This window comes from Xanthomonas campestris pv. phormiicola (assembly GCA_025666215.1).
In the GTDB taxonomy this organism is placed as follows: domain Bacteria; phylum Pseudomonadota; class Gammaproteobacteria; order Xanthomonadales; family Xanthomonadaceae; genus Xanthomonas_A; species Xanthomonas_A campestris_A.
Window position 1 is genome coordinate 5,206,267 of the sequence record CP102593.1, and the last position, 26,075, is coordinate 5,232,341.

22 protein-coding genes and 2 pseudogenes are annotated in these 26,075 nt (G+C 70.1%); 9 read left to right on the forward strand and 15 right to left on the reverse strand.

Features of this window, described 5'->3' with window-relative positions:
• Positions 1 to 147: 147 nt before the first annotated feature.
• Positions 148 to 720 carry a lysozyme inhibitor LprI family protein gene (locus NRY95_22100; protein UYC16331.1) on the forward strand — a complete coding sequence of 191 codons (573 nt, stop codon included), beginning with the start codon at positions 148 to 150 and terminating at the stop codon, positions 718 to 720.
• On the opposite strand, the gene NRY95_22105 is transcribed toward NRY95_22100, so the two are convergent.
• The gene (locus tag NRY95_22105) at positions 671 to 1,357 is read right to left on the reverse strand and encodes a hypothetical protein (protein ID UYC16332.1); all 687 of its coding nucleotides are present in this window, start codon (positions 1,355 to 1,357) and stop codon (positions 671 to 673) included. The genes NRY95_22100 and NRY95_22105 overlap by 50 nt on opposite strands.
• 892 nt (positions 1,358 to 2,249) lie before the next feature.
• On the opposite strand from NRY95_22105, the gene NRY95_22110 reads away from it, so the two are divergent.
• The gene (locus tag NRY95_22110) at positions 2,250 to 2,633 is read left to right on the forward strand and encodes a BA14K family protein (GenBank protein UYC16333.1); all 384 of its coding nucleotides are present in this window, start codon (positions 2,250 to 2,252) and stop codon (positions 2,631 to 2,633) included.
• A gap of 118 nt (positions 2,634 to 2,751) precedes the next feature.
• Here NRY95_22110 and NRY95_22115 read toward each other — a convergent pair whose 3' ends face one another.
• The 4 genes from NRY95_22115 to NRY95_22130 form a co-directional block, all read right to left on the reverse strand.
• The gene (locus NRY95_22115; protein UYC18666.1) at positions 2,752 to 3,195 is read right to left on the reverse strand and encodes a hypothetical protein; all 444 of its coding nucleotides are present in this window, start codon (positions 3,193 to 3,195) and stop codon (positions 2,752 to 2,754) included.
• A 128-nt stretch (positions 3,196 to 3,323) separates the two neighbouring features.
• On the reverse strand, positions 3,324 to 3,986 hold the full coding sequence (locus NRY95_22120) for a hemolysin III family protein (protein UYC16334.1): 663 nt from the start codon (positions 3,984 to 3,986) through the stop codon (positions 3,324 to 3,326).
• Between the two features lie 148 nt (positions 3,987 to 4,134).
• Complete coding sequence (locus tag NRY95_22125; protein ID UYC16335.1) at positions 4,135 to 4,425, reverse strand: HigA family addiction module antitoxin; 291 nt, start codon at positions 4,423 to 4,425, stop codon at positions 4,135 to 4,137.
• A 14-nt stretch (positions 4,426 to 4,439) separates the two neighbouring features.
• Positions 4,440 to 4,721 (reverse strand): type II toxin-antitoxin system RelE/ParE family toxin, encoded by a 282-nt coding sequence (locus tag NRY95_22130; protein UYC16336.1) that lies wholly within the window; start codon positions 4,719 to 4,721, stop codon positions 4,440 to 4,442.
• Between the two features lie 170 nt (positions 4,722 to 4,891).
• Here NRY95_22130 and NRY95_22135 point away from each other — a divergent pair, with 170 nt between their 5' ends.
• Both NRY95_22135 and NRY95_22140 read left to right on the forward strand, forming a co-directional pair.
• The gene (locus tag NRY95_22135; protein ID UYC16337.1) at positions 4,892 to 7,387 is read left to right on the forward strand and encodes a DEAD/DEAH box helicase; all 2,496 of its coding nucleotides are present in this window, start codon (positions 4,892 to 4,894) and stop codon (positions 7,385 to 7,387) included.
• A gap of 228 nt (positions 7,388 to 7,615) precedes the next feature.
• On the forward strand, positions 7,616 to 8,731 hold the full coding sequence (locus NRY95_22140) for a ribonuclease H-like domain-containing protein (GenBank protein UYC16338.1): 1,116 nt from the start codon (positions 7,616 to 7,618) through the stop codon (positions 8,729 to 8,731).
• A 188-nt stretch (positions 8,732 to 8,919) separates the two neighbouring features.
• Here NRY95_22140 and NRY95_22145 read toward each other — a convergent pair.
• From NRY95_22145 to arsH, 5 genes and pseudogenes are all read right to left on the reverse strand, one after another.
• Positions 8,920 to 9,281 (reverse strand): annotated as a pseudogene (locus NRY95_22145) (saccharopine dehydrogenase).
• 102 nt (positions 9,282 to 9,383) lie between these two features.
• Positions 9,384 to 11,246, reverse strand: a complete 1,863-nt coding sequence (locus tag NRY95_22150) for a M56 family metallopeptidase (GenBank protein ID UYC16339.1) — start codon at positions 11,244 to 11,246, stop codon at positions 9,384 to 9,386.
• 3 nt (positions 11,247 to 11,249) lie between these two features.
• Complete coding sequence (locus NRY95_22155; GenBank protein UYC16340.1) at positions 11,250 to 11,636, reverse strand: BlaI/MecI/CopY family transcriptional regulator; 387 nt, start codon at positions 11,634 to 11,636, stop codon at positions 11,250 to 11,252.
• A gap of 235 nt (positions 11,637 to 11,871) precedes the next feature.
• Positions 11,872 to 12,303: an arsenate reductase (glutaredoxin) gene (gene arsC, locus NRY95_22160; protein UYC18667.1), complete on the reverse strand. Its 432-nt coding sequence runs from the start codon at positions 12,301 to 12,303 to the stop codon at positions 11,872 to 11,874.
• A 120-nt stretch (positions 12,304 to 12,423) separates the two neighbouring features.
• Positions 12,424 to 13,113, reverse strand: a pseudogene (gene arsH / locus NRY95_22165) (arsenical resistance protein ArsH).
• A gap of 17 nt (positions 13,114 to 13,130) precedes the next feature.
• Here arsH and NRY95_22170 point away from each other — a divergent pair.
• The gene (locus NRY95_22170; protein ID UYC16341.1) at positions 13,131 to 13,445 is read left to right on the forward strand and encodes a metalloregulator ArsR/SmtB family transcription factor; all 315 of its coding nucleotides are present in this window, start codon (positions 13,131 to 13,133) and stop codon (positions 13,443 to 13,445) included.
• 163 nt (positions 13,446 to 13,608) lie between these two features.
• A complete protein-coding gene (locus NRY95_22175) occupies positions 13,609 to 13,965 on the forward strand; it encodes a hypothetical protein (GenBank protein ID UYC16342.1) in 357 nt (118 codons plus the stop codon).
• A gap of 110 nt (positions 13,966 to 14,075) precedes the next feature.
• Here the strand turns inward: NRY95_22175 and NRY95_22180 are convergent, their stop codons facing one another.
• Positions 14,076 to 15,290: a DNA topoisomerase IB gene (locus NRY95_22180; GenBank protein UYC16343.1), complete on the reverse strand. Its 1,215-nt coding sequence runs from the start codon at positions 15,288 to 15,290 to the stop codon at positions 14,076 to 14,078.
• A 151-nt stretch (positions 15,291 to 15,441) separates the two neighbouring features.
• On the opposite strand from NRY95_22180, the gene NRY95_22185 reads away from it, so the two are divergent.
• The 3 genes from NRY95_22185 (at position 15,442) to NRY95_22195 (ending at position 22,115) form a co-directional block, all read left to right on the forward strand.
• A complete protein-coding gene (locus tag NRY95_22185; GenBank protein UYC16344.1) occupies positions 15,442 to 15,837 on the forward strand; it encodes an I78 family peptidase inhibitor in 396 nt (131 codons plus the stop codon).
• Positions 15,838 to 16,042: 205 nt separating this feature from the next.
• On the forward strand, positions 16,043 to 20,500 hold the full coding sequence (gltB, locus tag NRY95_22190) for a glutamate synthase large subunit (protein ID UYC16345.1): 4,458 nt from the start codon (positions 16,043 to 16,045) through the stop codon (positions 20,498 to 20,500).
• Positions 20,501 to 20,624: 124 nt separating this feature from the next.
• On the forward strand, positions 20,625 to 22,115 hold the full coding sequence (locus tag NRY95_22195) for an FAD-dependent oxidoreductase (GenBank protein UYC16346.1): 1,491 nt from the start codon (positions 20,625 to 20,627) through the stop codon (positions 22,113 to 22,115).
• A 442-nt stretch (positions 22,116 to 22,557) separates the two neighbouring features.
• Here NRY95_22195 and NRY95_22200 read toward each other — a convergent pair whose 3' ends face one another.
• From NRY95_22200 to NRY95_22215, 4 genes are all read right to left on the reverse strand, one after another.
• Positions 22,558 to 23,136, reverse strand: coding sequence for a DUF488 domain-containing protein (locus NRY95_22200; protein ID UYC16347.1), 579 nt, complete (start codon positions 23,134 to 23,136; stop codon positions 22,558 to 22,560).
• Positions 23,133 to 23,336 (reverse strand): DUF465 domain-containing protein, encoded by a 204-nt coding sequence (locus NRY95_22205; protein ID UYC16348.1) that lies wholly within the window; start codon positions 23,334 to 23,336, stop codon positions 23,133 to 23,135. The genes NRY95_22200 and NRY95_22205 overlap by 4 nt, the downstream gene beginning before the upstream one ends.
• Before the next feature lie 87 nt (positions 23,337 to 23,423).
• Entirely contained in the window at positions 23,424 to 24,440 is a 1,017-nt protein-coding gene (locus NRY95_22210) for a glycoside hydrolase family 43 protein (GenBank protein ID UYC16349.1), read from the reverse strand.
• Positions 24,441 to 24,471: 31 nt separating this feature from the next.
• A complete protein-coding gene (locus tag NRY95_22215; GenBank protein ID UYC16350.1) occupies positions 24,472 to 25,956 on the reverse strand; it encodes an MFS transporter in 1,485 nt (494 codons plus the stop codon).
• Positions 25,957 to 26,075: the final 119 nt, after the last annotated feature.

A 26,075-nucleotide genomic window follows, 5' to 3' on the forward strand; every position in this document is an offset into this window, starting at 1 on the left:
TGCGGTGCGATCCTTGCTCCCAGATTTCCGAGGCCGAGCCATGTCAGGCTTCCGGGCTTGGCAAGGCGGACCGGCATCGCCAGGATCGCTGCGCGCCCCGTATTCTTGGCAAAACATTAACCGCAGGCTTGTAAATCTGTCTCGCACATGGAAACGATGCAAGGGGAAGGACGCATGGGAACCAGGGAAAACAAGCGCCGCTGGCTGTTGTGGGTCGTGTTGCTGGCCGCTGCGGCCATCTGCGCCGATGCGAGCGCACAGGAGCAACAGCAGGAGCAGCTGATGCAACAGCAACAGCAGATGCAGCAACAACAGCAACTGCTTCAGCTGCAGCGCCAGCAGCTTCAGCAATTGCAGGAGCAACAGCAGCCGGAAAACGCCGGCGCCTCAAAAGGCTTGTCTGCCGCCTATCGGGACTGCCGCAAGCAGGCCAGCGGCGTCTACGATCAACAGCGCTGCATCGAACGCGAACGCAGGCTGCAGGAACAGCGCATGACCAAGGCTTACGACACCCTGCGCTATCGGCTCGGTGGCCGTGACCGGGCCGCGCTGATGGATGCGCAGTACACCTGGCTGCAATCCGACGCGCAGGCGAGGGATCTGGACAAGGCACTCGGTGGCCACGGCCAGGCGGCAGCGTTGCAGAGCGCGGAGGCCGCGCTGGAGCGGCTCAGCTCACGCGCCGACGAGTTGGAGAAGTACACGCGCACATCCCCCTGAGGCAGAGAACGCGCGTGCAGCCATGCGCCCGGTGCAGAACGTGCCGGAGTCCGGCCCGTGCTCCGTCGGGTTCGAGGAAGAATTCGGCGGCTACGACTTGGGCGGCGGCAATGCGCAGCCGGACGTCAAGAACATGCCGTTCGACTGGGCTTGCGGCTGACGTCGACCAGGCGGGACGGCGCCACCTGCGGTGCGTTCCGCCCGGGAAATAGCCGGCGCCGTCCAGATCCCGCAGCAGACCAGGCCCGCTCGGCCGCCAACCCAACTGTTCGCGTGTCCATGCGCTGGAGGTGGGCATGCCCCGGCCGGCGAAGCGGGCCATCCAGCCGAACTGCGCCGGCGCCGCCTCGGCCGGCACCGACTGCACCGGCAGCTGCAGCTGCCGCCCGATGAGCGCGGCGATCTCGCCGAATGCGATGCCTTCCTCGGCATGGCCGTGATGGCACGTCCCCGCTTCGCCCTGCTCCAGCGCCAGCCGCAACAGCCGCGCCGCATCCGCGCGGTGCACCGCCGGCCAGCGGTTGCTGCCGTCGCCTGCATAGGCCGCCATGCCCGTGTCGCGGGCGATGCCGATCAGCGCGGGCACGAAGCCGTGGCCGCCCGCGCCATGCACCGACGGCGGCAGTCGCAGCACCAACGCCCGCACCCGCTGCGGCAAAGGCCAGCGCCGCGGTCTCGGAGATCGCCCGCGGTGGCGCGCTCGCCGGATCGGCGCGATCGGCCTCGGTACCAAGACGGACCTGCGGCAGCACCGCCGTGCCCGAGGTCGCCAGCAGCGGACGCCCGCTGCCGGCCGACCTGACCGCACAGCCCGCTTTCCCACCTTGCGCGCGAGGGCGCAGCGCGGCCGACCGACCCGTCCAACCTCGCCGAAGAAGGCCTGCTTGCCTGGAGTGGGCCTGTCCGCCTGGTTGCAACGCGCATCCTCCAAGGTGAACCGCTGCAGGCGCCTGTGTTGACAAGCGCAAACGGCCGCCAAATAATAGAACCGTACAGTTTGGTTTTTATACGGCAACTGACGAATCGGAGCTCCACGCGAGCGTCGCGGCCGCCAGCGGCAACGCCCTCCGGCGGCGCTGCGGCATGGAACCTTGCTGCACCTTCTCGTTGTTGCGTCGTTCGTCCCCCAGTGCTTTTGCCACCTTCCATCAGGCATCCCCATGAAGCCGCAGCGTCCACTTCCTTCCGCATCCTCGTCCCCGTTGCGTCCGGGCCAGCAGGCGCTGTTCGACCTTCCGGAGATACCGTCGCCGCGCGTCCGCCCGGTACCCGGCTGGATGAGCCGGCGCCTGCAGACGGTCGTGGCGGTGCTGGCGCGCAGTCGCCCAAGCCGCTGCGACCGGCGCGATTGAACGCGCCGGTGCCGGTGGCGTGGCAGCATTCCTCCGCTGCCTTTTGCACCGTGGACCAAGCCGATCCACCCGTCGCGCGGCGCCAACCATTGCGCGGACACATCACGGCATCACCGCACCGGTGCGAGTAGGTTCATCGGCGGATCGCCATGTGTGGCCCGCCCATGGAGAAATCGAATGAATAAGCTATTCGGAGTTGTCGTCGCTTGTGCCCTGGCCGCCGGCGTTCCTGCCGTTGCAGGCGCCGAGCAGGTCCCGCCCCGGGACCGGCACGACAATGACCCTCGCCACGACGACCCGCGACCGGGCCAACCCAACGACGATCGCCGCGAGCAGGCCAGGCACGACGACCGCCGCAACGATCACGATCGGCCGGACGACAAGCGCTATGGCCGCTGGGATCCCAAATGGGGCCCGCGTCCGGGCAATCCGCCTGCGCACCGGTCGCGGCACGACGATTGGTACCGCCACGTCCGCGCCTGCCAGCAGCGCTACCGCAGCTACGACGCGCGCACCGATACCTTCGTCACGCGCGGCCGCCGTCTGCGCTGCTCGCTGTAAGCCTCTGCTCGCCCTCTGCGCTAAGCGCGCGGAGGGCGATGCTGATTTGACGCTCGGATGAGCGCAGCGCGCACGGCGGCGCAGCCAATCACGCACACGACAGGGTCGGCCGGGCGACTCACTGCCGCGCGGCGCAATCCGGATGCTGCGCGGCGCAGAGTTCCGCGGCGCGACGCAGTTGCGCGTCGTCCAACGGCGGCGGGCGGGCGATGGCCGGCTGGACTTGGTCCGGCGCGCCAGTGAGCGTATGCAACCCCCTGGCCGCCTTGCCGGCCACGTAGTAGATGCCGAGCGCGAGGTAGCCGCCACCCTGGCTGACCTGCTCCACCGAGGGCGGTGGCCGCCAATCCTTGTCGAAGCGGTTGGGTTGGGCGCTGACCGGATTCTTGAAACGGTACAGGTCCAACGGCTGCTCCACGTCCGGCGGCAGCGCGCGCACTTCGTCGAGAGTCTGGATGTTCCGATCGCTCGCGGCGGGCGCGGGGTCGGCCTGCTGGGCATGCACCTGCACGACCGCGCCAAGCAGCGCGGCGGCAACCACGAAACGCGCGGCATTGCACATCGAGATCCATCCTTTCCCATGCATGGCCATGGCAGGTGCCGAGCTTACGGTCGGCGGCTGAACGTCACCATCGCGGCGGCGGCACGGCCGCGCGCGCGCCGCTGGCAGCGCGCGCTTCTGCACGGCGCTCAGGCCGTCTGCATCGGCTGCAGGCACAACCAGATGGCGCACCAGTGCGACAGCGCGCCGCCCAGCACGTGCGCGTGCCAGATGGCGCGGTTGTAGACCATCGACTTGCGCACGTAGAAGCCCACGCCTACCGTGTAGAACATGCCGCCGGCGGCGATGCACCACAGCACGGCGCTGTCCAGGCTGGCCATCAGCGGCTTGATCGCGACGATGCCGGCCCAGCCCAACAGCAGGTAGATCGCCACCCAGAAGCCCTTGCTGATGCCGGGCAGGAACAGTTTGGCGAACACGCCGAACAGCGCCACGCCCCACACCGCCAGGGTCATCGACCAGACCCAGGCGCCGGACAGCGCCAGCACGAACAGCGGCGTGTAGGAGCCGGCGATCATCACGAAGATGCCGGCGTGGTCGAGCTTGCGCAGGATCGGCTGGCGCTGCGGCGGGGCGAAGTTGTAGGCCGCCGAGCAGGCGAACATCACCAGCATCCCCAGCGCGTAGACGCAGGTGGCCAGGAGCAGCTCGTGGTTGGCGTGCGGGCGCCAGATCAGCATGGCGCCGCCGACGATGGACAGCAGCAGGCCGGCGGCGTGCACGACCAGGTCGGCGCGGCGGGCGCCGGCGGTTTTGTAATGTGCGGCAGGAGCGAGAGCGGGCACGGACAAGGCGAGTCTTCGACGCGTCGGGGGACGGCGCCGCTGCGCGAGGGGGGAGCACAGGATACGCGCTGGCCGCGACGATCAGGTCAGCGTTGCCGGCCCGCGCGCGCCGGCGCCGTCCGCCATCGCGACGGCGGACACGCTCCTGCGTGGGCTACGCCGCGATGCGCTCGATCTTGCGCGCCTGCGCGCCCAGCGCGCGCCGCGCCTGTTCCAGGTCGTAGTCGGCCTGCAGGCCGAGCCAGAAGCGCTCGCTGGTGCCGAGCGCGGCGGCCAGCCGGATCGCGCTGTCGGCGCTCACGCTGCGCTTGCCGAGCACGATTTCGTTGATGCGGCGCGGCGGCACGCCGGCGGCGCGCGCCAGTGCGTTCTGGCTGATGCCCAGCGGGGTCAGGAATTCCTCCAGCAGGACTTCGCCGGGGTGGATGTTGGGCAGGGTCTTCATGGCGGCTCGATGGGTCAGTGGTAGTCGACGATTTCCACGTCCAGCGCATCGCCGTCCTTCCATTGGAAGCACACACGCGATTGATCGTTGATCCGGATGCTGTATTGGCCCTTGCGATTGCCCTTCAACGCTTCCAGATGGTCGGCCGGTGGAACACGCAAGTCGTCCAGTATGGCCGCGCTGTTGAGCATGCGTAGCTTGCGCCGAGCCACAGCCTGGATATCGGCCGGCAATCGCCGTGAAGGCGTGCCCTGCCAGATCTTTTCGGCTTCCTTGTCGACGAAGTTCCGGATCACGCAGCAACCATAACGCCATCCGTCATATGCCGCAACCCGTCATGGCGATCACGGATATGTTTCGTCTCGCTGGCTGAATCCGCTCAGCCAGCTGCCCTCGCCCGGTTGGCCGCTGTCTCATACCCTGAGACGCCGTTCCGCTTCCCTGTCCCGCTTTGAGAGCCGTCCCGATGCCCGCCCACGCCCTAGCTCGCCGCACCGAGGACGCCGAGCGCGCCCTGTCCACCACCGGCGGCGCGCCCTCGCGCGACGGCGCGCTGCTGACCGAGCGACTGGAGCGGCGCTACCACGACCGCATCACCGGCAGCTTCATGCTCCCCGGCCGCGCGGGCCGCTACGCGCCGATCCCGGACGACGTGCCGGCGGCGCTGGTCGCGGCGCTGAAGGCGCGCGGCATCGAGCAGTTGTACAGCCACCAGGCCGAGGCCTGGGACGCGGCGCAGCGCGGCGAGCACGTGGCCATCGTCACGCCCACCGCCTCGGGCAAGTCGCTGTGCTACACGCTGCCGGTGGTGGCCGCGGCGATGACCGCGCAGGCCAAGGCCTTGTACCTGTTCCCGACCAAGGCGCTGGCGCAGGACCAGGTGGCCGAGCTGCTGGAACTCAACCGCGCCGGCGAGCTGGGGGTGAAGGCCTTCACCTTCGACGGCGACACCCCGGGCGATGCGCGGCAGGCGATCCGCCTGCACGGCGACATCGTGGTCAGCAACCCGGACATGCTACACCAGGCGATCCTGCCGCACCACACCAAGTGGGCGCAGTTCTTCGAGAACCTGCGCTACGTGGTGATCGACGAGATCCACACCTACCGCGGCGTGTTCGGCAGCCACGTCACCAACGTGCTGCGCCGGCTCAAGCGCATCTGCGCGTTCTATGGGGTGAATCCGCAATTCATCCTGTGCTCGGCCACCATCGGCAACCCGCGCGCGCACGCCGAGGCGCTGATCGAGCAGCGCGTGCATGCGATCACCGAATCGGGCGCGCCGTCCGGCGACAAACACGTGCTGCTGTGGAATCCGCCGGTGGTCAACGCCGACCTGGGCCTGCGCGCGTCGGCGCGCTCGCAGAGCAACCGCATCGCGCGCATCGCGATCAAGTCCGGGCTGAAGACGCTGGTATTCGCGCAGACCCGGCTGATGGTGGAGGTGCTGACCAAGTACCTGAAGGACATCTTCGACCACGACCCGCGCAAGCCGCCGCGCATCCGCGCCTACCGCGGCGGCTACCTGCCTACCGAACGCCGCGAGGCCGAGCGCGCGATGCGTGCCGGCAGCATCGACGGCATCGTCTCCACCTCGGCGCTGGAGCTGGGCGTGGACATCGGCTCGCTGGACGTGGTGGTGCTCAACGGCTACCCCGGCAGCGTGGCCGCGACCTGGCAGCGCTTCGGCCGCGCCGGGCGCCGCCAGCAGCCCTCGCTGGGCGTACTGGTGGCCAGTTCGCAGCCACTGGACCAGTACGTGGTGCGGCACCCGGACTTCTTCGCCGACGCCTCGCCCGAACACGCGCGCATCGCCCCGGACCAGCCGCTGATCCTGTTCGACCACATCCGCTGCGCCGCGTTCGAGTTGACCTTCGTCGCCGGCGAGCCATTCGGCCCGGTGGATCCGGCGGTGTTCCTGGAAGCGCTGGCCGAGAGCGAGGTGGTGCACCAGGAAGGCGACCGCTGGGAATGGATCGCCGACAGCTATCCGGCCAACGCGGTGAGCCTGCGCTCGGTGGCCGACGGCAATTTCGTGGTCGTGGACAAGACCGACGGCAAGCAGCAGATCATTGCCGAGGTGGATTATTCCGCCGCCGCGCTGACCTTGTACGAAGGCGCGATCCACATGGTGCAGAGCACCCCGTACCAGGTGGAGAAGCTGGACTGGGAAGGGCGCAAGGCCTACGTCACCCGCACCCACGTGGACTACTACACCGACAGCATCGACTTCACCAAGCTCAAGGTGCTGGACCGTTTCGACGGCGGCGCGGCCGGGCGCGGCGACAGCCATCACGGCGAGGTGCACGTGGTGCGGCGCGTGGCCGGCTACAAGAAGATCCGCTACTACACCCACGAGAACATCGGCTACGGCCCGGTCACCCTGCCCGACCAGGAGCTGCACACCACCGCGGTGTGGTGGCAGCTGCCGCAGGCCACGCTGCTGAAGGCGTTCGCGGCCAAGCAGGACGCGCTGGACGGCTTCCTCGGCGCGGCCTACGCACTGCACGTGGTGGCGACGGTGGCGGTGATGGCCGACGCGCGCGACCTGCAGAAGGCGGTGGGCGACGGCGACGGCGCCTGGTTCGCGATGGCCGACGCCAAGGGCCGCGGCCAGCTGCGCGGCGGCGACAACGGCGAGCCGGTCGGCGTGGAGCTGCAGCAGTTCGTGCCGACCGTGTACCTGTACGACAACTTCCCCGGCGGCGTGGGCCTGAGCGAACCGCTGTGGCAGCGCCAGGCCGAGCTGGTGCAGCGCGCGCGCGAACTGGTGCAGCGCTGCGACTGCGTGGCCGGCTGCCCGGCCTGCGTCGGCCCGGTGCTGGCCGCGCAGGAGGACAGCGCGACCACGCCGAAGGCGCTGGCGCTGCACGTGCTGCGCCTGTTGCTGGACGGCGCGGCACTGGATGAGGAAACGGCCGCGATCGACAACGAACTGGATGCGCTGCCGGAGTGGAGCGCATGAGGATCGATCACGCGTGCCCGCACGGGCCATGCGCGCTTCTGGAGCGCGCGATGCTGGACGACCGATCGACCGCGCTCGACGCACAGTCCGACGCGCTGCCGGAGTGGAGCGCATGAGCACCGGCTTCGAGCATCTGTACGCACTGCGCTTGCTGCGGGAAGGCGCGGTACCGGATGCCGGATCGACCACCCTCCGCGCCGGTCCCGGCACGTTGCCGGAGCGCAGCGCATGAGCATCAGCCTCGAACGCCTGCGCGCGCTGCGCAGGCAGGCCGGCGATCCGGGCGTGGAGACGCCGCGTGCGCCGGCACCGGGCCTGCGGCCGGCGGGCAATGCGGTCGCTGCAGGCCCTGCCGCGTCGGCGACCGCGCCGGCGCGGGCCGCCACGCCCGCAGGCGGGGCCGCGCTGCTGCGCAAGCCACCGCGCGACACCGCTGCGGCGCCCGTCGCGCCGGCGCCCAGCGCGCCGATGCCCGCACGCGGTGGCGCCACCGCCGTCGCCGTGGCGCCGCCGATCGCGATCGAACCGTTCGGCCAGCGCGGCGCCGACGTCGCCTCGCTGCGGCGCCTGCTCGGCATGCGCGAGCGCGCAGCGGCGCCGGCCACCTCGGCGCGCAAGCCGCAGGCGGCCGACCGCCACCTGCCCGGCGTGGAGATCGCGCCCGGCCTGCATCTGATCGAAGCGTTCCTGCCGCAGCCGATCCCCGCCGCCGCGCTGTCGCTGGCCTTCGCCCGCCGCGAGGACGCGGTGCAGCCCTCGGACCTGCTGTTCTTCGACACCGAGACCACCGGCCTGGCCGGCGGCACCGGCACGCGCGCCTTCATGATCGGCGCGGCCGACTGGTACCTGCATCCCGTCGAGGGCGCCGGCCTGCGGATCCGCCAGCTGCTGATGGCGACGATGGGCGCGGAAAAGGCGATGCTCGAAGCGTTCCGCGCGTGGCTGGCGCCGACCACGGTGCTGTCCAGCTACAACGGCCGCTGCTACGACGCGCCGCTGCTGAAGACCCGCTACCGGCTGGCGCGCTGCGCCGACCCGCTGTCGGCGCTGGAGCATGTGGACCTGCTGCATCCCACCCGGCGCCGTTATCGGGGTACCTGGGAGAACTGCAAGCTGGCCACGATCGAACGCCAGTTGCTGCGCATCGTGCGCGAGGACGACCTGCCCGGCTCCGAAGCGCCGGCCGCATGGCTGAACTACCTGCGCGGCGGCAGCGCGCGCAACCTGCGCCGCGTCGCCGCGCACAACCACCAGGACGTCGTCACGCTGGCGCTGCTGCTGCAACGCCTGGTCGACGCCGAAGCCGAGGACCGCGAAGTGGTGCCGTTCGTGGAAGCGCCGTAACGCAGCGCTTTAGCCCCTCTCCCCTCGGGAGAGGGGTTGGGGTGAGGGTACGGCGCGAAGCGTCTCGCGGAGTTGGGCGCACGAGGCTGCGCGCGGACCCTCATCCGCCCCTTCGGGGCACCTTCTCCCGATGGGAGAAGGGAGCGCAAGCAGCCTTGCTGCAGGGGGATTCCGACCTGAATGTCCCGCACCGCAGTCTCGATCCGCCAGGCCGCAGACTCGCCTTCGAACTCGGCAAGACTCAACAGGCCCATGCACGCATGCGCACCGAGCGGCGACGTCACGCCGCTGGCCAGCTTGCGCACCAGCAGGATCGCGGCCAGGCAGGGAATCTCAGGGCCGTGCAGGGTCGGCGCGGTCAGTTCCCAGCACAGCGCGCGGCCATCGCGGAGCCCGCGCAGCTGCACCGACGTGCCGCCCAGGTCGCTGCCGAAGCGATCGAACCGGCGCCCGGCGCGCGCGAACACCGCCGCCAGCGAGCGCATCGGCAGCGGTACGCCGAGTCGCGCAGGCGTGCGGGCGCGGCCAGGCAGCGCTGCAGGAACGGCAGCGCCGAAATGGCCGTCCACCACCTTGCAAACGGCCATCGTCGCTTGCGCCTCCTGTCGGCGTCCGCGGCGATTATCCGCGGGCGCCGTCTGCGGGGAAGCGCTCAGCCGTCGATCGGCGAGGCCAGCCCTTGCGCGATGGCCTCGCGGATCAGGTGCTCGGCCCGCTGCCGCGCACGCTCGCTGGCATCGGCCTGCTGCTTGCCCAGTTTGGCCTGTTGCAAGCCGAGTTGCGCCTGTTGCCTGGCCAGCTCCTGGATCTTCTTGCCCAGGTCCTGCCGGCGCAGTTGTTCGGTCGCGCGCAGCGCCGCCATGCGATCGATCTGCGCCTGGCTGGCGGCGCCACGGCTGGCGGCGACCGCCGCCTCGGCCTGGCGGGCGGCGCTCTCGGCCATCTGCGAGCTCAGTTCCGCCATGCGTTCGCCCAGGTCGCCCTGGCGCTCGCCGAGATCGCCGAGCTGGTCGCCCAGTTCGGCCTGCGCATCGGCCAGGTCCAGGGTCTGCGCGTGCAGCGCCTCGAAGTGCGCCAGCGCGTCCGGGTCGCGGACCACATAGCGGTGGCCGTCATGGCGGATCCACAGCAGGTCGCCGTTGCCGGCCAGGCGACGCGCTTCGCGCAGGTCGTCCAGCGAGGCGTCCATCAGGTTGTGTCCGTCCTGCACCAGCACGTAGGCATCGCGGTCGTCGTGCTGCCCGAGCGAGAGGCGGCCCTGGGTGACCAGCGCGTCGACCTGATTTGGCGCGGTGGGAGCCGTGGGCGCGACCGGCGGCTGCGGCGCCGTCGGGGGCGTGGGAGCGGGCCGGGCCAGCACGCTCGCCACGATCGAGGACGCGGCCGCCGGGGCCGCGGGTGCCGCAGGCGTGGCCGGTGCAGCCGGCGCGACGGGCGAGATGGGCGATGCAGCAACCGGCGTCGCATCGGCCGGCGCCGGCTTGGCGACCAGGCGCAGCGGCATCACCCCGGCCAGCGCGATCGCGGCAGTGATCAGCCCCGCGCCCAAGCGCGAAAACGATGCGGTGCTCTGCAGCATCAGCAGCCGCCGCTTCAGGCTGACGAAGCTGGGCGAGGCGCTGGCGACGCCGGCGGCCGGCCGCGGCGCCACGCCCAGTTGCACCAGCAGGCGCGCATAGTTGTGCCGGCAGTGCCGGTGCCCGGCGACCACCGCCGCGTCGCAGGCCGCTTCGCGGGCCAATGCGTATTCGCGCACCGCCAGGTGCACCAGCGGATGGAAGAAGAACAGGTGCTGCGCCAGCGCCGGCAGCAGGCCCCACCACAGGTCGCGGCGCTGCAGGTGCACCAGCTCGTGGGTCAATGCCATGTCCAGGTCGTCGGCATGCATCGCCGCCAGGCGCCGCGCCGGCAGCAGCAGCACCGGCCGCCACGGGCCGATCAGCTGCGGCGAATCGATCTGCGCGGACAGCCGCAGCTGCGGCGGCCGGCGCAGGCCGTGCGCTTCGGCGGCCAGGCGCAGGGCGCCGAGCAATGCGGCGTCAGTGCACGGTGTGCTGGTGCGCACCAGGCGCCGGCTGGCGCGGTAGGCATGGCCGCTGCGCAGCGCGCCGAGCAGCACGCCCGCCATCCACAGCGCGACCAGCGCCTGCGCCCAGGACAACGCTGCGGCGGCAGAGGTCGCCCGCTGCATGGCGGCATGCGGCGATGCTGCCGTCGTCGCTGTCGCAGCGCCGGCGGCCTGCAGCGACACGGCCGGCAATGCGGTCGCGGCAACCGCGGGCTGTGCCGGCGCGGCCGGCAACACCGGCAGCTGCAGCGCACCGGCCCAGAGCAGGCCGAGCACGGTCTGCGCGCCGACCAGCCACCACAGCCGGCAGCGCGTGGCCGCCGGCAGTGCCGGCAGCCAGCGGCACAGCGCCCAGATCGCCGCGACCAGCACCGCGGCCTGCACGCTGGTCGCCAGCAGCCGCGACAGCAGGGTCTCGAACAACGTCGTGCCGAAGATCATGTCCATGCCTCAGTCCTCCCGCCGCTGCGATTGCAGTTTGGCCACCAATGCCTCGAGTTCGGCCAGTTCGTCGTCGCTGACCTCGGCGCGCTGCGACATCCACGCCACGAACGGCGACACCGAGCCTTGCAAGGTCTTCTCGACGAAGCTGCCGACGGCGCTGCGCACCACGTCGTCCTGCCCGGCGGTGGCGGCGTAGCGGTACACGCCCTGCACCTGGCGCCGGCGCAGATAGGCCTTGGCGCGCAGCCGCTCCATCATCGTCAGCACGGTGGAGCGGGCCAGCCCGCGGGTCTCGCCGAAGCCGGCAGCGACCTCGCCGACGCTGGCCTCGCCCTGTTCGCCGATGTATTGCAGCAGGGCCAGTTCCTGGTCCCCGATCGATTTGCGTCGCATCCGCCCGCCCCAATGACTACACGTGTCGCCAAACGTACCCATGGCGACACGTGTAGTCAATAGGCCGTCGGTCATTGCCGGCGATGCCGGCGTGGATGCCGCAGCAACGGACAACGCAGACCGGGCGCATCCAGCCCGCCGGCCGTCAGCCCGTCCCAGGCGGCTGACGGAGGCGAGGTACGCGGGCTAGGTCCGATCGGGCCAGGTCCCCGCCGTCGATCGGTTGTCCGCGCTGTCAGCCGGCCTGGCGGCCGATGCGCTTGCCGCTGCGATCGAGCACCGGCTCGCCATCCTCTTTCGCGAAAGCGCTGCTGGCTGCGGGCAGGATGTCCAGCACCACCTCCGATGGCCGGCACAGGCGCACGCCCAGATCCGTGGCGACGAAGGGACGGTTGATCAGGATCGGCTGGGCGAGCATGGCGTCGAGCAGCGCGTCGTCGCTCAACGACGGATCGTCCAGGCCCAGGGCGGCATAGGGCGTGCCCTTCTGGCGCATGGCCTGGCGCACGGACAGGCCGGCGCTGTCGATCAGTTCGATCAGGCGTTCGCGCGCAGGCGGGTGCGCGAGGTAGTCCACGATCTCCGGCTCGATGCCGACATGGCGAATGAGCGCAAGCACGTTGCGCGAGGTCCCGCAGGCCGGGTTGTGGTAGATGACGGCTTTCATGCAATCGCGCTCCGCGTGCGAGGCGCGCGTCGATGGCGGCGCCAGGGGGATGGAGTATTTCTCTGCGCCTGGCGCTGCCGGCTCGACGGCGCCGGCCTGCTGCGCCAGCAGCGCCGCGGCGTTGGTGTCCTTGCGTTCGCTGTAGCGATCGACCAGGTAGTCGCTGCGGTCGCGGGTGAGCAGGGTGAACTTGATCAGCTCCTCGAGCACGTCGACCACCCGGTCGTAATAGGCGGAGGGCTTCATGCGCCCGTTCTCGTCGAACTCCTGCCACGCCTTGGCCACCGAGGACTGGTTGGGGATGGTGAACATGCGCATCCAGCGCCCCAGCACGCGCAGCGCGTTCACCGCATTGAACGACTGCGAACCGCCGCTGACCTGCATCACCGCCAAGGTTCGCCCTTGCGTGGGGCGCACGCTGCCTTGCTGCAGCGGCAGCCAGTCGATCTGGTTCTTGAAGACGGCGGACAGCGTGCCGTGCCGTTCCGGACTGATCCAGACCTGGCCCTCGGACCAGACCGACGCCGCACGCAACGCCTGCACCCTGGGATGCTCGGGCGCGACCGCATCGGCCAGCGGCAGATCGCTGGGGTCGAACACCTGCACCTCGGCGCCGAAGTGCTGCAGCAGACGCTGGCATTCGAAGGCGAGCTTGCGGCTGTACGACTCGGGCCGCAGCGATCCGTAAAGAACGAGAATGCGCGGCTTGTGCCTGCTGCCCTGGAGCGCGAGCCTGTCCAGGGTCGGCACATCGGCCAGATCCAGGTCGAGATGGGGGAGCGAGATGTTCGATTGATCTGCGGTATTCATTCGATTATTCTAGAATCATGGAACATAAGAAGGCAACCAAGGCCCTGTCCGCGCTGGGCCAGGACACCCGGCTGCGCGTGTTCCGCCTGCTGGTGCAAGCCGGCCGTGGCGGCAAGCTGGCCGGCGACATCGTCCAGGAACTGGGCTTGCCCGCTGCCACGCTGTCCTTTCACCTGAAAGAGCTCGGCAACGCCGGGTTGGTCACCGCCGAGCAGCGCGGCCGGACCATCTGCTACCGCGCCGACTTCGCCGCGATGACCGGCCTGCTGGCCTATCTCACCGAGAACTGCTGCGCCGGCGATGCACGTTGCGACGGCGCAGGAGCCTGCTGAGCGCCCGCTTCCTTGTCCAGCTGGTGGCGTGCTCAGCTTGTTGTGGTGCTGGCGCACACGCCCGTCCAGCCTGACGCGCCTCGGCAGCCCGGGACCGCGCTCTTCATGCCGCGCAAACATCCGCCGCGACACGCTCGCGCTATCCGCACGAAGGAACCCGCCCATGATCCGCCATCCGCTCGCCCTCGCCGTTCCTCTTGCCGCCAGCCTGCTGCTCGGCGCCTGCAGCACCACCCAGATCGCCCAGGTACAGCCGATCGACGGCGTCATCTCCGGCCAGTGCCACGTCGACAAGGTGCGCGGCGCCGCCGGCCTGGCCGCCGCGCAGACCACCGTCGAACGCGCCCGCGTCGACAGCGACAGCCTGAAGGTGCAGGTGGTGAACAGCAGCGTCGGCCACAGCGGCGCCACCTCCAGCGGCGTGGACAGCGCGTCGCGCGGCGCCGGCGAGAGCGGCGGCGATCGCCTGACCATCGAGGTCGGGCCGTACAACAACATCACCACGCTGTATTGCGGTTGAGGCCGATGGCACGCTGCGCCGGCTGAGCGGCGCGGACGCAGCCGTTCCGCAGCGTCCGCGTTGCGCGTGATGCAGCGGCACGCGCGCGAGCGGCCGCACCTGCGCTTCGCTCAACCGGCTTTGCGTGGACGCGTCGCTTTTGCGGCTGCCGCGCTGCGGCCGGCCTGGCGCGATGCGGCTGGCGCGGCCGATCTTGAGCCTGCCGCCTTTGCACCCGATTTCCTCGCGCCCGCGGCCTTGGCCGCCTTGCGCGTCGCCGCGCGCGCCTGCGCCAGGTACTTCAGCGTCGCCAGGTCCCACTGCCGCTCGCCGCGCACGCGCTCGCACAGACCGTGCAGTTCGCCGCCGCGCCAGCCGGCGAACACGCAAGGGTCGATGTAGGCCTTGCGGCACACCGCCGGGGTATTGCCCAGCGCGTCGGCCACCTCGCGGATCACCGCGTTCTGCGCCAGCTTCAGCGCGCGCTCGCTGCTGGGTTCGGGCAGGGGCAGCTGCGCCAGCCGCTGCAACGCCGCGCGGGTGCCGCCCCAGGTGCGGAAGTCCTTGGCGGTGAAGCTCTCGCCCATCGCCTCGCGCAGGTAGTCGTTGACCTCGCCCGAGTCCACCGGCTGCAGCTGGCCGTCGTCGTCGCGGTACTGGAACAGCGCCTGCCCGGGCAGTTGCTGGCAACCGCGGATCAGCTTGACCAGGCGCGCGTCGTCGACCTCGATGTCGTGGTCCTGCCCGCCCTTGCCGCGGAACTTCAGCCGCGCGCGGCCGCCCTTGACGAATTCCAGGTGGCGGTTGCGCAGCGTGGTCAGGCCATAGGAGCGGTTGCTGCGCGCGTATTCGGCGTTGCCGACGCGGACCAGGGTCTCGGCCATCAGCGCCACCACCATCGCCAGCACCTTGTCGCGCGGGTAGCCGGGCAGCGCCAGGTCGCGGCGCAGACGCCGGCGCAACCGCGGCAACGCCTGGCCGAAGGCGATGATCCGTTCGAACTTGCCGTCGCCGCGCACCTGCGCCCAGTCGGCGTGGTAGCGGTACTGCTTGCGCCGCCGCGCGTCGCGGCCGGTGGCCTGCACATGGCCGTTGGGCTTGGTGCAGATCCATACCTCGGTGTAGGCCGGCGGGATCGCCAGCTGGCGGATGCGCTGCAGGGTCGGCGCATCGCGCACCGCACGGCCGTCGGGCAGGCGGTAGCCGAAGCCGCTGCCGGCGCGGCGGCGGGCGATGCCGGGTTCGGTGTCGCTGACGTAGACCAGGCCGGCGCTGCTGGCGGCCTGCCTGGCCTGCAGCGCGCGGGCCGCCTCGGTGGCGGCGGTGGTGCGGGACGCATTGGACATCGGGACGCCAGCGGGTGAGGAGCCGGGATTGTCGGCAGCGCGCTGCCTAGGCCGCGTCAATATCGACCGGTTAACGTGTGGCGAACGCGACTTGTCCGATTCTTGTGCGCTTATGCTGGACCGGTCTTCCCTCCACCCACCAGGAGCCCCGATGAGCACTTTCCTTTCTTCTCGTGCGTCCGCGCGTGCCGGCCTGTTCGGCACGGCCTGCCTGGCGCTGGCATTGGGCGCGTGCACCGCGCCGCCGCCGGACGAGCAGGAACAGGTGGCGGCCAAGGCCCAGGCCGCCGCGCAGCAGGCCGCCGCGCCGGATCCGGCCAGCGCCCCGGAGCCGCCGCCGGTGGGCAGCTGCGACGCCTCGCAGGCGCAGGGCCTGGTCGGCCAGGCCGCCGAACAGGCGCTGCTGGACCAGGCGCGCAGCGACACCAACGCCAAGCGCGTGCGCGTGCTCAAGCCGAACCAGGCGGTGACCATGGAGTTCGACGGCGAACGGCTCAATATCGAGGTCGATGCCAAGAACCAGATCACCGGCGTACGCTGCGGCTGAGGCCGCTCCGGCGCCGCCTGCGGGCGGCGCACACGGCGGCGGCGGCAAGGCCGGCGACGCGACGACGGTTGCACCTGCAACGGTGTATTGCGGCACCGCACCAACATGTGCTTTAGTCGATGTTCCGGTGACCTCAAGTTGCGCTCCAGGATAGAGCGGGGGCGAGTGTCGCCGCGTTCCTTCGGATCGCTTTTCAGAGGCAGACATGGCCCCCCGCAACCGCCACGGGCTCTACGCCCCCCAAGACGAGCGCGATGCCTGTGGTTTCGGCATGGTCGCGCAACTCGATGACCAACCCTCGCGGGCCTTGGTGGATACCGCCATTGCCGCGCTGTCGCGGATGACCCACCGTGGCGGCGTCGCCGCCGACGGCCTGACCGGCGACGGCTGCGGCCTGCTGATCCGCAAACCCGATGCGTTCCTGCGCGCGCTGGCGCGCGACGCCGGCATCGCGGTGGGCGCGCGCTTCGCCGCCGGCCAGGTGTTCATGCCGCGCGACGACGCCGATGGCGCCGCGCGCTGCCGCCAGGTGCTGGAAGAGGAACTGGTCCGCGCCGGCGCGCAGCCGCGCGGCTGGCGGGTCACCCCCACCGACGATTCGGTGTGCGGGCAGCTGGCCAAGGACACCTTGCCGCACATCGAGCAGGTGTTCGTCGATGCCGGCGCCGAGCAGGGCGACGATGCGTTCGCCCTGGCCCTGTTCCTGGCGCGCCGCCGCGCCGAGCAGCGCCTGCGCGACATCGCCGACTTCTACGTCACCACGCTCTCGCCCAACGGCATCAGCTACAAGGGCATGGTGCTGCCGGACAAGCTCAGCACCTTCTACCCGGACCTGCAGCGCAGCGACCTGGCCTCCAGCGCGATCGTGTTCCACCAGCGCTTCTCGACCAACACGCTGCCGCGCTGGCCGCTGGCGCACCCGTTCCGACTGCTCGCGCACAACGGCGAGATCAACACCATCGAGGGCAACCGGCACTGGGCGCAGGCGCGCAGCAAGGTGTGGCAGACCCCGCGCTTCGACATCGCCGAATTCGACCCGGTGATCTCGATGCACGGCTCCGATTCGCAGAGCCTGGACAACATGCTCGAGCTGCTGGTCGCCGGCGGCATGGACCTGCTGCAGGCGCTGCGCATCCTGGTGCCGCCGGCGACCCAGTCGTTGGAGTTCAAGGATGCCGACCTGGCCGCGTTCTACGAGTTCTACGGGCTCAACACCGAGCCGTGGGACGGCCCGGCCGGCATCGTCGCCTGCGACGGCCGCTACGCGGCGTGCATGCTCGACCGCAACGGCCTGCGCCCGGCGCGCTGGATGCTGACCTCCGACCGCCATTTCCTGGTCGCCTCCGAAGCCGGCGTGTGGGAGCTGCCGGCCGAGCGCGTGACCCGCAAGGGCAAGCTCGGCCCGGGCGAGATGATGGCCATCGATCTCAAGCGTGGCGACCTGCTCGACTCGGACGCGATCGACCGCATCAACCGCGGCCGCGCCCCGTACAAGCAGTGGCTGCAGCAGGGCGTGACCTACCTGCAGACCGAGCTGATCGACCCGTCGCTGGTCGAGGAGCCGTTCGACGAGCGCACCCTGCGCAGCTACCACAAGCTGTTCCAGCTCAGCACCGAGGAAGTGGAGCAGGTGCTGCGGCCGCTGGCCGAGACCGAGCAGGAAGCCACCGGCTCGATGGGCGACGACACCCCGATGGCGGTGCTCAGCCGTCACACCCGGCCGCTGTACGACTACTTCCGCCAGGCGTTCGCGCAGGTCACCAACCCGCCGATCGATCCGCTGCGGGAAGACTGCGTGATGTCGCTGACCACCCAGCTCGGCAAGGAGACCAACATCTTCCATGCCGGCCCGGAGACGGTGAACCACGTCATCCTCAATTCGCCGGTGCTCAGCCAGCGCAAGCTGCGCCAGCTGCTGAAGATGGAGCAGTACCAGACCCGCAACGCGCAGATCGACCTGTCCTACAGCGTCGAGGAAGGCCTCAAGGCCGGCCTGGAGCGGATCTGCGCGCAGGCCGAGCAGGCGGTGCGCGACGGCAAGGTCATGCTGCTGCTGACCGACCGCTACCCGGTGCCGGAACGGCCGATGGCGCATGCGCTGCTGGCCACCGGCGCGGTGCACCACCATCTGTCGCGCGCCGGCCTGCGCTGCGACGCCAACCTGATCATCGAGACCGGCACCGCGCGCGATCCGCACCACATGGCCTGCCTGCTCGGGTTCGGCGCCACCGCGGTGTATCCGTACCTGGCCTACCAGACCCTGTTCGACCTGGGCCGGCGCGGCATCCTGCTGCTGAAGAAGGGCGGCGAACAGGCGCAGATCGGCCGCAAGTACCGCAAGGGCATCTACAAGGGCCTGTCCAAGATCATCTCCAAGATGGGCATCTGCACCATCGCCAGCTACCGCGGCGCGCAGCTGTTCGAGATCGTCGGGCTGGACCCGGACGTGGTGGAGCTGTGCTTCCCCGACACCGCCTCGCGCATCGGCGGGGTCAACCTGGCGCGGCTGGACACCGAGGCGCGGCAGCTGACCGCGCGCGCCTGGAACGACCTGCTCAAGCCGGAAGTGGGCGGCCTGCTGAAGTACGTGCACGGCGGCGAGTACCACATGTACAACCCGGACGTGGTCATGACCCTGCAGCGCGCCACGCGCAGCGGCGAGCAGGCCGACTGGGCCGCGTACGCCGAGGCGGTGCATGCGCGTCCGCCGTCGGCGCTGCGCGACCTGCTGCAGCTCAAGCGCGCCGAGGTGCCGACCCCGCTCGACGAGGTCGCCCCGGCCGCCGACCTGCTGCGCCGCTTCGATACCGCCGCGATCAGCCTGGGCGCGCTGTCGCCCGAGGCGCACGAGGCGCTGGCGATCGCGATGAACCGCCTCGGCGGGCGCAGCAACTCCGGCGAAGGCGGCGAAGACCCGGCGCGCTACGGCACCGAGAAGCGCTCCAAGATCAAGCAGGTGGCCTCCGGCCGCTTCGGCGTCACCCCCGAGTACCTGGTCAATGCCGAGGTGCTGCAGATCAAGGTCGCGCAGGGCGCCAAGCCCGGCGAAGGCGGCCAGCTGCCCGGGCACAAGGTCAACGAGCTGATCGCGCGGCTGCGCTACGCCAAGCCCGGCATCGGCCTGATCTCGCCGCCGCCTCACCACGACATCTATTCGATCGAGGACCTGGCGCAGCTGATCTACGACCTCAAGCAGGTCAATCCGACCGCGTTGGTGTCGGTGAAGCTGGTCAGCCATGCCGGCGTGGGCACCATCGCCGCCGGCGTGGTCAAGGCCGGCGCCGACCTGATCACCGTGTCCGGCCACGACGGCGGCACCGGCGCCAGCCCGGTCAGCTCGATCCGCTATGCCGGCGTGCCGTGGGAACTGGGCCTGGCCGAGTCGCACCAGGCGCTGGTCGCCAACAATCTGCGCGACCGCACCATCCTGCAGACCGACGGCGGCCTGAAGACCGGCCTGGACGTGATCAAGGCCGCGATCCTGGGCGCCGACAGCTTCGGCTTCGGCACCGGCCCGATGATCGTGCTCGGCTGCAAGTACCTGCGCATCTGCCACCTCAACAACTGCGCCACCGGCGTGGCCACGCAGGACGAGCGCCTGCGCGCCAACCACTTCACCGGCCTGCCCGAGCGGGTGGAGAATTTCTTCAAGCTGCTGTCCGAAGAAGTGCGGCAATGGCTGTCGTACCTGGGCGCACGCTCGCTGGACGAGATCATCGGCCGTACCGAACTGCTGCAGCAACTGAACGTGTCGCCGCGCGAAGGCGTGCGCGTGGACCTGTCGCGGCTGCTCAAGGACGTGCGCTACGACGGCGGCCATTGCGCCGCGCAGCGCCTGTACGAATCGCCGGACAGCCTGGCCACGCAGATGGACGGCCTGCTCGCCGACGCGATCGCCAACAAGACCGGCGGCGACCATCGCTTCCTGATCCACAACACCGACCGCTCGATCGGCGCGCGCCTGTCCGGCGCCATCGCCCGCGTGCACGGCAACCACGGCATGGACGATGCGCCGCTGACCCTGCGCTTCCGCGGCTCGGCCGGGCAGAGCTTCGGCGCGTTCAACGCCGGCGGCCTGCAGCTGGAGCTGGAAGGCGAGGCCAACGACTACGTCGGCAAGGGCATGGCCGGCGGCCGCCTGGTGGTGCGTCCGCCGCGTGGCGCGCGCTTCGAGGCGCGCAGCACCGCGATCATCGGCAACACCTGCCTGTACGGCGCCACCGGCGGCGAGCTGTACGCCGCCGGCCGCGCCGGCGAGCGCTTCGGCGTGCGCAACTCCGGCGCGCTGGCGGTGATCGAAGGCGCCGGCGACCATTGCTGCGAATACATGACCGACGGCATCGTGCTGGTGCTGGGCAAGGTCGGGCTGAACTTCGGCGCCGGCTTCACCGGTGGCCTGGCCTACGTGCTCGACGTGGACCGCGATTTCGTCGACCGCTACAACCACGAGCTGATCGACATCCATCGCATCTCCGCCGAAGGCTTCGAGAGCCACCGCCAGCACCTGCACAAGCTGATCAGCCGCCACCGCGAACTGACCGGCAGCATCTGGGCGCAGCAGATCCTTGACGAATTCCGCGACTACGTCGGCAAGTTCTGGCTGGTCAAGCCGAAGGCGGCGAGCATCGAGTCGCTGACCGAGTCGTTGCGGCGCGCCGCCTGATGGCGGCGCCGGGAATCGGGACTGGGGAATCGGGAATGGTCAAAGCCCGGCTCGCCAGTTCCCCTTCCGCGCATGCAGATCCGCTTTTCCGATTCCCCATTCCCCATTCCCGACTCCCAGCCCTATGAGCCGCAAACAAGCCTTCCAGTTCCTCGACCTGCCCCGGCAGATGCCGCAGCGCATCCCGGTGGAGCTGCGTACGTCCGGCGACTGGAACGAGCTGTACGGCAAGTTCGACAAGGCCGACGCGCAGTACCAGGCCGGGCGCTGCCTGGATTGCGGCAATCCCTACTGCAGCTGGAAATGCCCGGTGCACAACGCGATCCCGCAGTGGCTGCAGCTGGTGCAGGAGAACCGCATCGAGGAAGCGGCGGCGCTGTGCCACAGCACCAATCCGCTGCCGGAAGTGTGCGGCCGGGTGTGCCCGCAGGACCGCCTGTGCGAAGGCAGCTGCACGCTGGAGGAATTCGGCGCGGTCACCATCGGCGCGGTGGAGAAGTACATCGTCGATACCGCGCTCAACAACGGCTGGCGCCCGGACCTGAGCCAGGTCCAGGCCACCGGCAAGCGCGTGGCGGTGGTCGGCGCCGGTCCGGCCGGGCTCAGCTGCGCCGACCGCCTGGTCCGCGCCGGCATCCATGCGGTGGTGTACGACCGCTATGAGCAGATCGGCGGGCTGCTGCAGTTCGGCATCCCCAGCTTCAAGCTCGACAAGAGCGTGATCGGCAAGCGCCGCGAGGTGCTCGAAGGCATGGGCGTGGAGTTCCGCCTGGGCGTGGAGATCGGCCGCGACGTGAGCCTGGAGCAGTTGCTCGGCGAATACGACGCGGTGTTCCTCGGCACCGGCGCCTACCGCTACACCGACGGCGGCCTGGCCGGCCAGGACCTGCCCGGCGTGCTGCCGGCGCTGCCGTTCCTGGTGCAGAACAGCCGCATCGTCGGCGGCAACGACCCGTGGGGCCGGCCGATCGCCGGCTGGGAAGACACCATCGCGCTGCCGGACCTGAGCGGCAAGCGCGTGGTGGTGCTCGGCGGCGGCGACACCGGCATGGACTGCGTGCGCAGCGCGATCCGCCTGGGCGCGGCCAAGGTGACCTGCGCCTATCGCCGCGACGAAGCCAACATGCCCGGCTCGGCGCGCGAAGTGGCCAACGCGCGCGAGGAAGGCGTGCGCTTCCTGTTCAACCGCCAGCCGCTGGCGGTGGAAGCTGATGCCGCCGGCAAGCTGGCCGGCGTGCGCGTGGTGCAGACCCGCCTGGGCGAACCCGATGCGCGCGGCCGCCAGGCCGCGGTGCCGATCGAGGGCAGCGAATCGCTGCTGGACGCGGACGTGGTGATCATCGCCTTCGGCTTCTCGCCGAGCGTGCCGGAATGGCTGGCCGCGCAGGGCGTGGAAGGCACGGCCAACGGCCGCATCCTGGCCGGCGGCAGCGACCCCGATGGCAGCGGTCGCCTGCCCTACCAGACCACCAACCCCAAGCTGTTCGCCGGCGGCGACGCGGTGCGCGGCGCCGACCTGGTGGTGACCGCGGTGGCCGAAGGCCGCGACGCGGCCGCCAGCATCGCCGAATGGATCGGCAACCGCCTGCCGGTGACGACGCAGGCCGCCGCCTGAGCGACATCGTCCGCGTCTGGCTACATCGTTGCCTGCCCGGCCGCGAGCGGCCGGGCAGGCGGTGTGCGCGCATTGACGGCGATGCCGCGGCACTCATGCTGGCAAGGCAGCCGTCGCGCCCAGCGACACCGGCGTGGTCGGGTCGGGGCTGAAGCCCATGCCTTTCAACGTCTTTGGCCGGAGCCAATAAAAATCAATTGGTGACAGCTGCGACGCGCGAGCGCAATGCGCTACACCCTGTTGCGTCTTCCAACACCATCAGCAGCAAATCAGCGGGTTACAAAAGCGGGACATCAAAGACGTTGAAAGGCATGGGGCTGAAGCCCCTCGCACAAGTGCACGCATCAGATACCGCAGTTCCGTCAGCCGCGACGGGGCACCACCGGCAACGCCCGTCGCGACTGAAGTCGCTCCACAGGTGGCATCGTACGGATCGAATGGCTCAGCCGCCGAACAGATCGCCGGTCACCGGGCCGGCGGGCGCGACATCCGCCGGATACGCCAGCTGCCCTTGCCCGTCGCTGCGTGCGGCCGGGTTGAGGATGGCCGGTTCGCGGCGTTTGCCGTCGAGCAGGTGGATCACCCGGTGGCCGTGGTGCAGCAGGTGATCGCAGACGATCTGGCGATGGCATTGGCGCCAGTCGGCCTCGGCGCACATCAGCGCGCATGCGCCGCGGTCGCCGAGCTCGCGCAGCTGCGCGAACGCCTCGCCGAATTCGGCGCCCAGTGCGTAGTCGGCGTAATTGTGGAAGCCGGTGCTGCGCCAGTGGCCGTTGCGCTGCGGATCGATGCCGGGTTGCTTGTCGCGGCGTCCGCCCAGCGCGCGGAAGTGCCGGTAACCGATGCCGGCGGCGGCCAGGCTGCGCGCCAGCGCGCTGGCGTCGAACTGCGGGAAGCGCCGCGAAGACGGGAACGCACGCACGTCGGCCAGCAGGGTGATCTGCGCGCCGCGCAGGATATCCAGGAAATCTTGCAGCGGGCGGGTGGAATGGCCGACGCTGAAGAACGTCGCCGCGCTCACGCCGGTTCGTCGGGAATCAGCAGGTTTTCCAGGCGCATGATGCAATCCTTGAGCTGCAGCTTGCGCTTCTTCAGCCGCTTGGCCTGCAACTCGTCGTCGAGGTTGGCCGGGGTGCGCTGGATCTGTTCGTCGAGCGCACGGTGCTCGCGACGCAGGGCGTCGATGCGCTGGGAGATCTCGGCGGGCGTCATGTCTTCCACGAGGCCCGAGCATACACAGGCGATAGGGCTGCCGTCACCGTGCGCGGCGCCGACGCGAAGGCGGCGCCATTCGCCATTCCCTGCGTCCTACTCGCCGTAGGGATGGACCAGCGCGATGCGCCCCTGCGCGTCGTGCTGCAGCTCGGTGAGCTTGATCGAGCGCAGGTGGGTGACGCCGCCGGACAGCATGGCGTCGTGATAGAACAGGTACCAGGTGCCCCGGAACTCGCAGATCGAGTGGTGCGTGGTCCAGCCGATCACCGGGCTCAGCAGCGGCCCCTGGTAGGTGAACGGGCCGTAGGGCGAATCGCCGATCGCGTAGCACAGCAGATGCGTGTCGCCGGTCGAATACGACAGGTAATAGCGACCGCCGTACTTGTGCAGCCATGGCGCCTCGAAGAAGCGGCGCGCATGGTCGCCGGCCAGCAGCGGGTGGCCGTGTTCGTCGACGATGCGCACCTCCCGCGGCGGCTCGGCGAACTGGGTCATGTCCGCGCGCAGCCGCGCCACGCGCGGCCCCAGCGCCGGCTCGGCAGCCGCCGGTTCCTCGTGCGCCTGCGCATACACGTTGTCGCGGTACTTCTGCAGCTGCCCGCCCCAGATCCCGCCGAAATACAGGTAGTGCTCGCCGTCGTCGTCGGCGAATGCCGCCGGATCGATCGAGTAGCTGCCGTGGATGGCCAGCGGCTCGGCGGCGAACGGCCCTTCCGGGCGCGCACCGATGGCCACGCCGATCTGGAAGATGCCGTCGGCGCGCTTGGCCGGGAAATACAGGTAGTAGCGCCCGTCCTTGCACGCCGCGTCCGGGGCCCACATCTGCCGCTGCGCCCACGGCACGTCCTTCACGTGCAGCACCACGCCGCAGTCCACCGCCGGACCGTCGGCGCTGTCCATGCGAAACACATGGTAGTCCTCCATGTCGAAATGGCCGCCGTCGTCGTTGAAGGCGATGCCGGCGTCGATGTCGTGCGAGGGATAGATGTACAACGCGCCCTCGAACACGTGCGCCGACGGATCGGCGGTGTACATGTGGGTGACCAGGGGCTGCGAGATGGCCTTGCTGGCCAGCCTGCGCAGGTCTGCGGCGTCGGTGTCGGCGGACATTGCGTACCTAGAGCGTAGGGGGAAAGAAGCGTCAGTGGCCGGGCGCGGCGGCCTGCAGGCGGCGCGCGTCCAGGTCGCGTTCGATGCGCGATTCCAGCGGCTTGTCGATCTCGTACAGGAACAGCAGGGCCACGCCGAGCAGGAACGGGATCGCGCAGTACACGCTGACCGCCAGGCGGATGCCGCCGGTCACCGCGGCGCCCTGCTGCGGCAGCGCGGCGTCGTAGCCGTAGAAGGCGAGCAGGCCGGCGACCAGCGCGCCGCCGACGCTCAGGCCGACCTTCAGCCCGCACAGCATCGCCGAGAAGATGATCGCGGTGGCGCGGCGGTGGTTCTTCCACTCCGAATAGTCGGCCACGTCGGCGATCATCGCCCACAGCAGCGGAATGGTGATGCCGTAGAAGAACCCGTGCAGCACGTAGGAGCCGAACACCAGGCCGATCGCCTGCGGCGGATAGACCGCGAACGCGAGCAGGAACAACGTGGACACCAGCAGCGCGGCGCCGAACACGTTGCGTTTGCCGTAGCGGTCGGCCAGGCGCTTGGAGCCGCCGATGCCGACGATCATCGCCAGGATGCCGCCGGCGCTGAACACGCTGAAGGCGGAGGTCGGCGCATCCTGCGGCCAGTGCAGCGCGGCCAGCCCGGCGCTGGCGAGCAGCCCGTTGATGCCGGCGATGAAGCCGTTGAACCCGGCCTGGTCGAGGAAGCCGGCCAGCGCCTGCGCATCCAGGTAGTACTTGAAGTAGTACACGTACATGCCGCCCTTCATCGCCAGGTTGACGAACACCAGGATGGTCAGCGCCAGCATCACCAGCCACGGCTTGTTGCGGACCAGGTCGCCCAGATCCTTGCGCACGCTGGACGGTTCGGCGGCGATCGGCAGCACCCGCTCGCGGGTGGTGAGGAAGGTGATCAGGAAGCACAGCGTGCCGACCACCGCGAACAGCGCCATGGTGCGCTGGAACCCCTGCGCCTTGTCGCCGTTGCCGAGGATCAGCACCAGCGGCAGCAGCAGCACCTGGATCACGAACTGGGCGATGGTGACGGCGAAGAAGCGGTACGCCGACAGGCTGTTGCGCTGCTCCATGCTGCCGGTGAGCACGCCGCTGAGCGCCGAGTACGGCAGGTTGTTGGCGACGTAGATCAGCACCAGCAGGGTGTAGGTGGCGAACGCGTAGATCACCTTGCCGTGCTCGCCCAGCGCCGGGGTGCTGAAGGCGAGCAGCGAGATCGCGCCGAACGGCAGCGCGGTCCACAGGATCCACGGCCGGAACTTGCCCCAGCGCGTGCGCGTGCGGTCGGCGAGCACGCCCACCAGCGGCGTGAACACCAGCGCGCCGACCAGGCCGACCACCGAGATCAGCGTGGCCGCGGTGCCGGCCGGGATGCGGTAGATGTCGGTGTAGAAGAACGCCAGGAACGTGATCAGGGTCTGGAAGATCAGGTTGGCGGCCAGGTCGCCCAGGCTGTAGCCGATCTTTTCGCTGAGCGGGAGGCGGTGGGTGCTGGTCATGGGCCTGGGAGTCGCGGGAGGAGCTTGCTGCCCTCTGCGCCGGGAGAGGGGCCGGAGTGAAGACGGTACGGCGAAGGCGGAACGGGTGCCGGTGCGGGCGCGCCTGCGTGCCGGACGCG

Excerpts from the sequence above, each read along its gene's own strand:
- NRY95_22140 (UYC16338.1), top strand. The coding sequence starts at position 7,616 with ATGAGCATCAGCCTCGAACGCCTGCGCGCGCTGCGCAGGCAGGCCGGC.
- NRY95_22195 (UYC16346.1), top strand. The coding sequence starts at position 20,625 with ATGAGCCGCAAACAAGCCTTCCAGTTCCTCGACCTGCCCCGGCAGATG.
- NRY95_22185 (UYC16344.1), top strand. The coding sequence starts at position 15,442 with ATGAGCACTTTCCTTTCTTCTCGTGCGTCCGCGCGTGCCGGCCTGTTC.
- NRY95_22150 (UYC16339.1), bottom strand. The coding sequence starts at position 11,246 with ATGGACATGATCTTCGGCACGACGTTGTTCGAGACCCTGCTGTCGCGG.
- NRY95_22135 (UYC16337.1), top strand. The coding sequence starts at position 4,892 with ATGCCCGCCCACGCCCTAGCTCGCCGCACCGAGGACGCCGAGCGCGCC.
- NRY95_22155 (UYC16340.1), bottom strand. The coding sequence starts at position 11,636 with ATGCGACGCAAATCGATCGGGGACCAGGAACTGGCCCTGCTGCAATAC.
- NRY95_22175 (UYC16342.1), top strand. The coding sequence starts at position 13,609 with ATGATCCGCCATCCGCTCGCCCTCGCCGTTCCTCTTGCCGCCAGCCTG.
- arsC (UYC18667.1), bottom strand. The coding sequence starts at position 12,303 with ATGAAAGCCGTCATCTACCACAACCCGGCCTGCGGGACCTCGCGCAAC.
- NRY95_22210 (UYC16349.1), bottom strand. The coding sequence starts at position 24,440 with ATGTCCGCCGACACCGACGCCGCAGACCTGCGCAGGCTGGCCAGCAAG.
- NRY95_22170 (UYC16341.1), top strand. The coding sequence starts at position 13,131 with ATGGAACATAAGAAGGCAACCAAGGCCCTGTCCGCGCTGGGCCAGGAC.
- NRY95_22115 (UYC18666.1), bottom strand. The coding sequence starts at position 3,195 with ATGTGCAATGCCGCGCGTTTCGTGGTTGCCGCCGCGCTGCTTGGCGCG.
- NRY95_22215 (UYC16350.1), bottom strand. The coding sequence starts at position 25,956 with ATGACCAGCACCCACCGCCTCCCGCTCAGCGAAAAGATCGGCTACAGC.
- NRY95_22125 (UYC16335.1), bottom strand. The coding sequence starts at position 4,425 with ATGAAGACCCTGCCCAACATCCACCCCGGCGAAGTCCTGCTGGAGGAA.
- NRY95_22110 (UYC16333.1), top strand. The coding sequence starts at position 2,250 with ATGAATAAGCTATTCGGAGTTGTCGTCGCTTGTGCCCTGGCCGCCGGC.
- NRY95_22100 (UYC16331.1), top strand. The coding sequence starts at position 148 with ATGGAAACGATGCAAGGGGAAGGACGCATGGGAACCAGGGAAAACAAG.
- NRY95_22180 (UYC16343.1), bottom strand. The coding sequence starts at position 15,290 with ATGTCCAATGCGTCCCGCACCACCGCCGCCACCGAGGCGGCCCGCGCG.
- gltB (UYC16345.1), top strand. The coding sequence starts at position 16,043 with ATGGCCCCCCGCAACCGCCACGGGCTCTACGCCCCCCAAGACGAGCGC.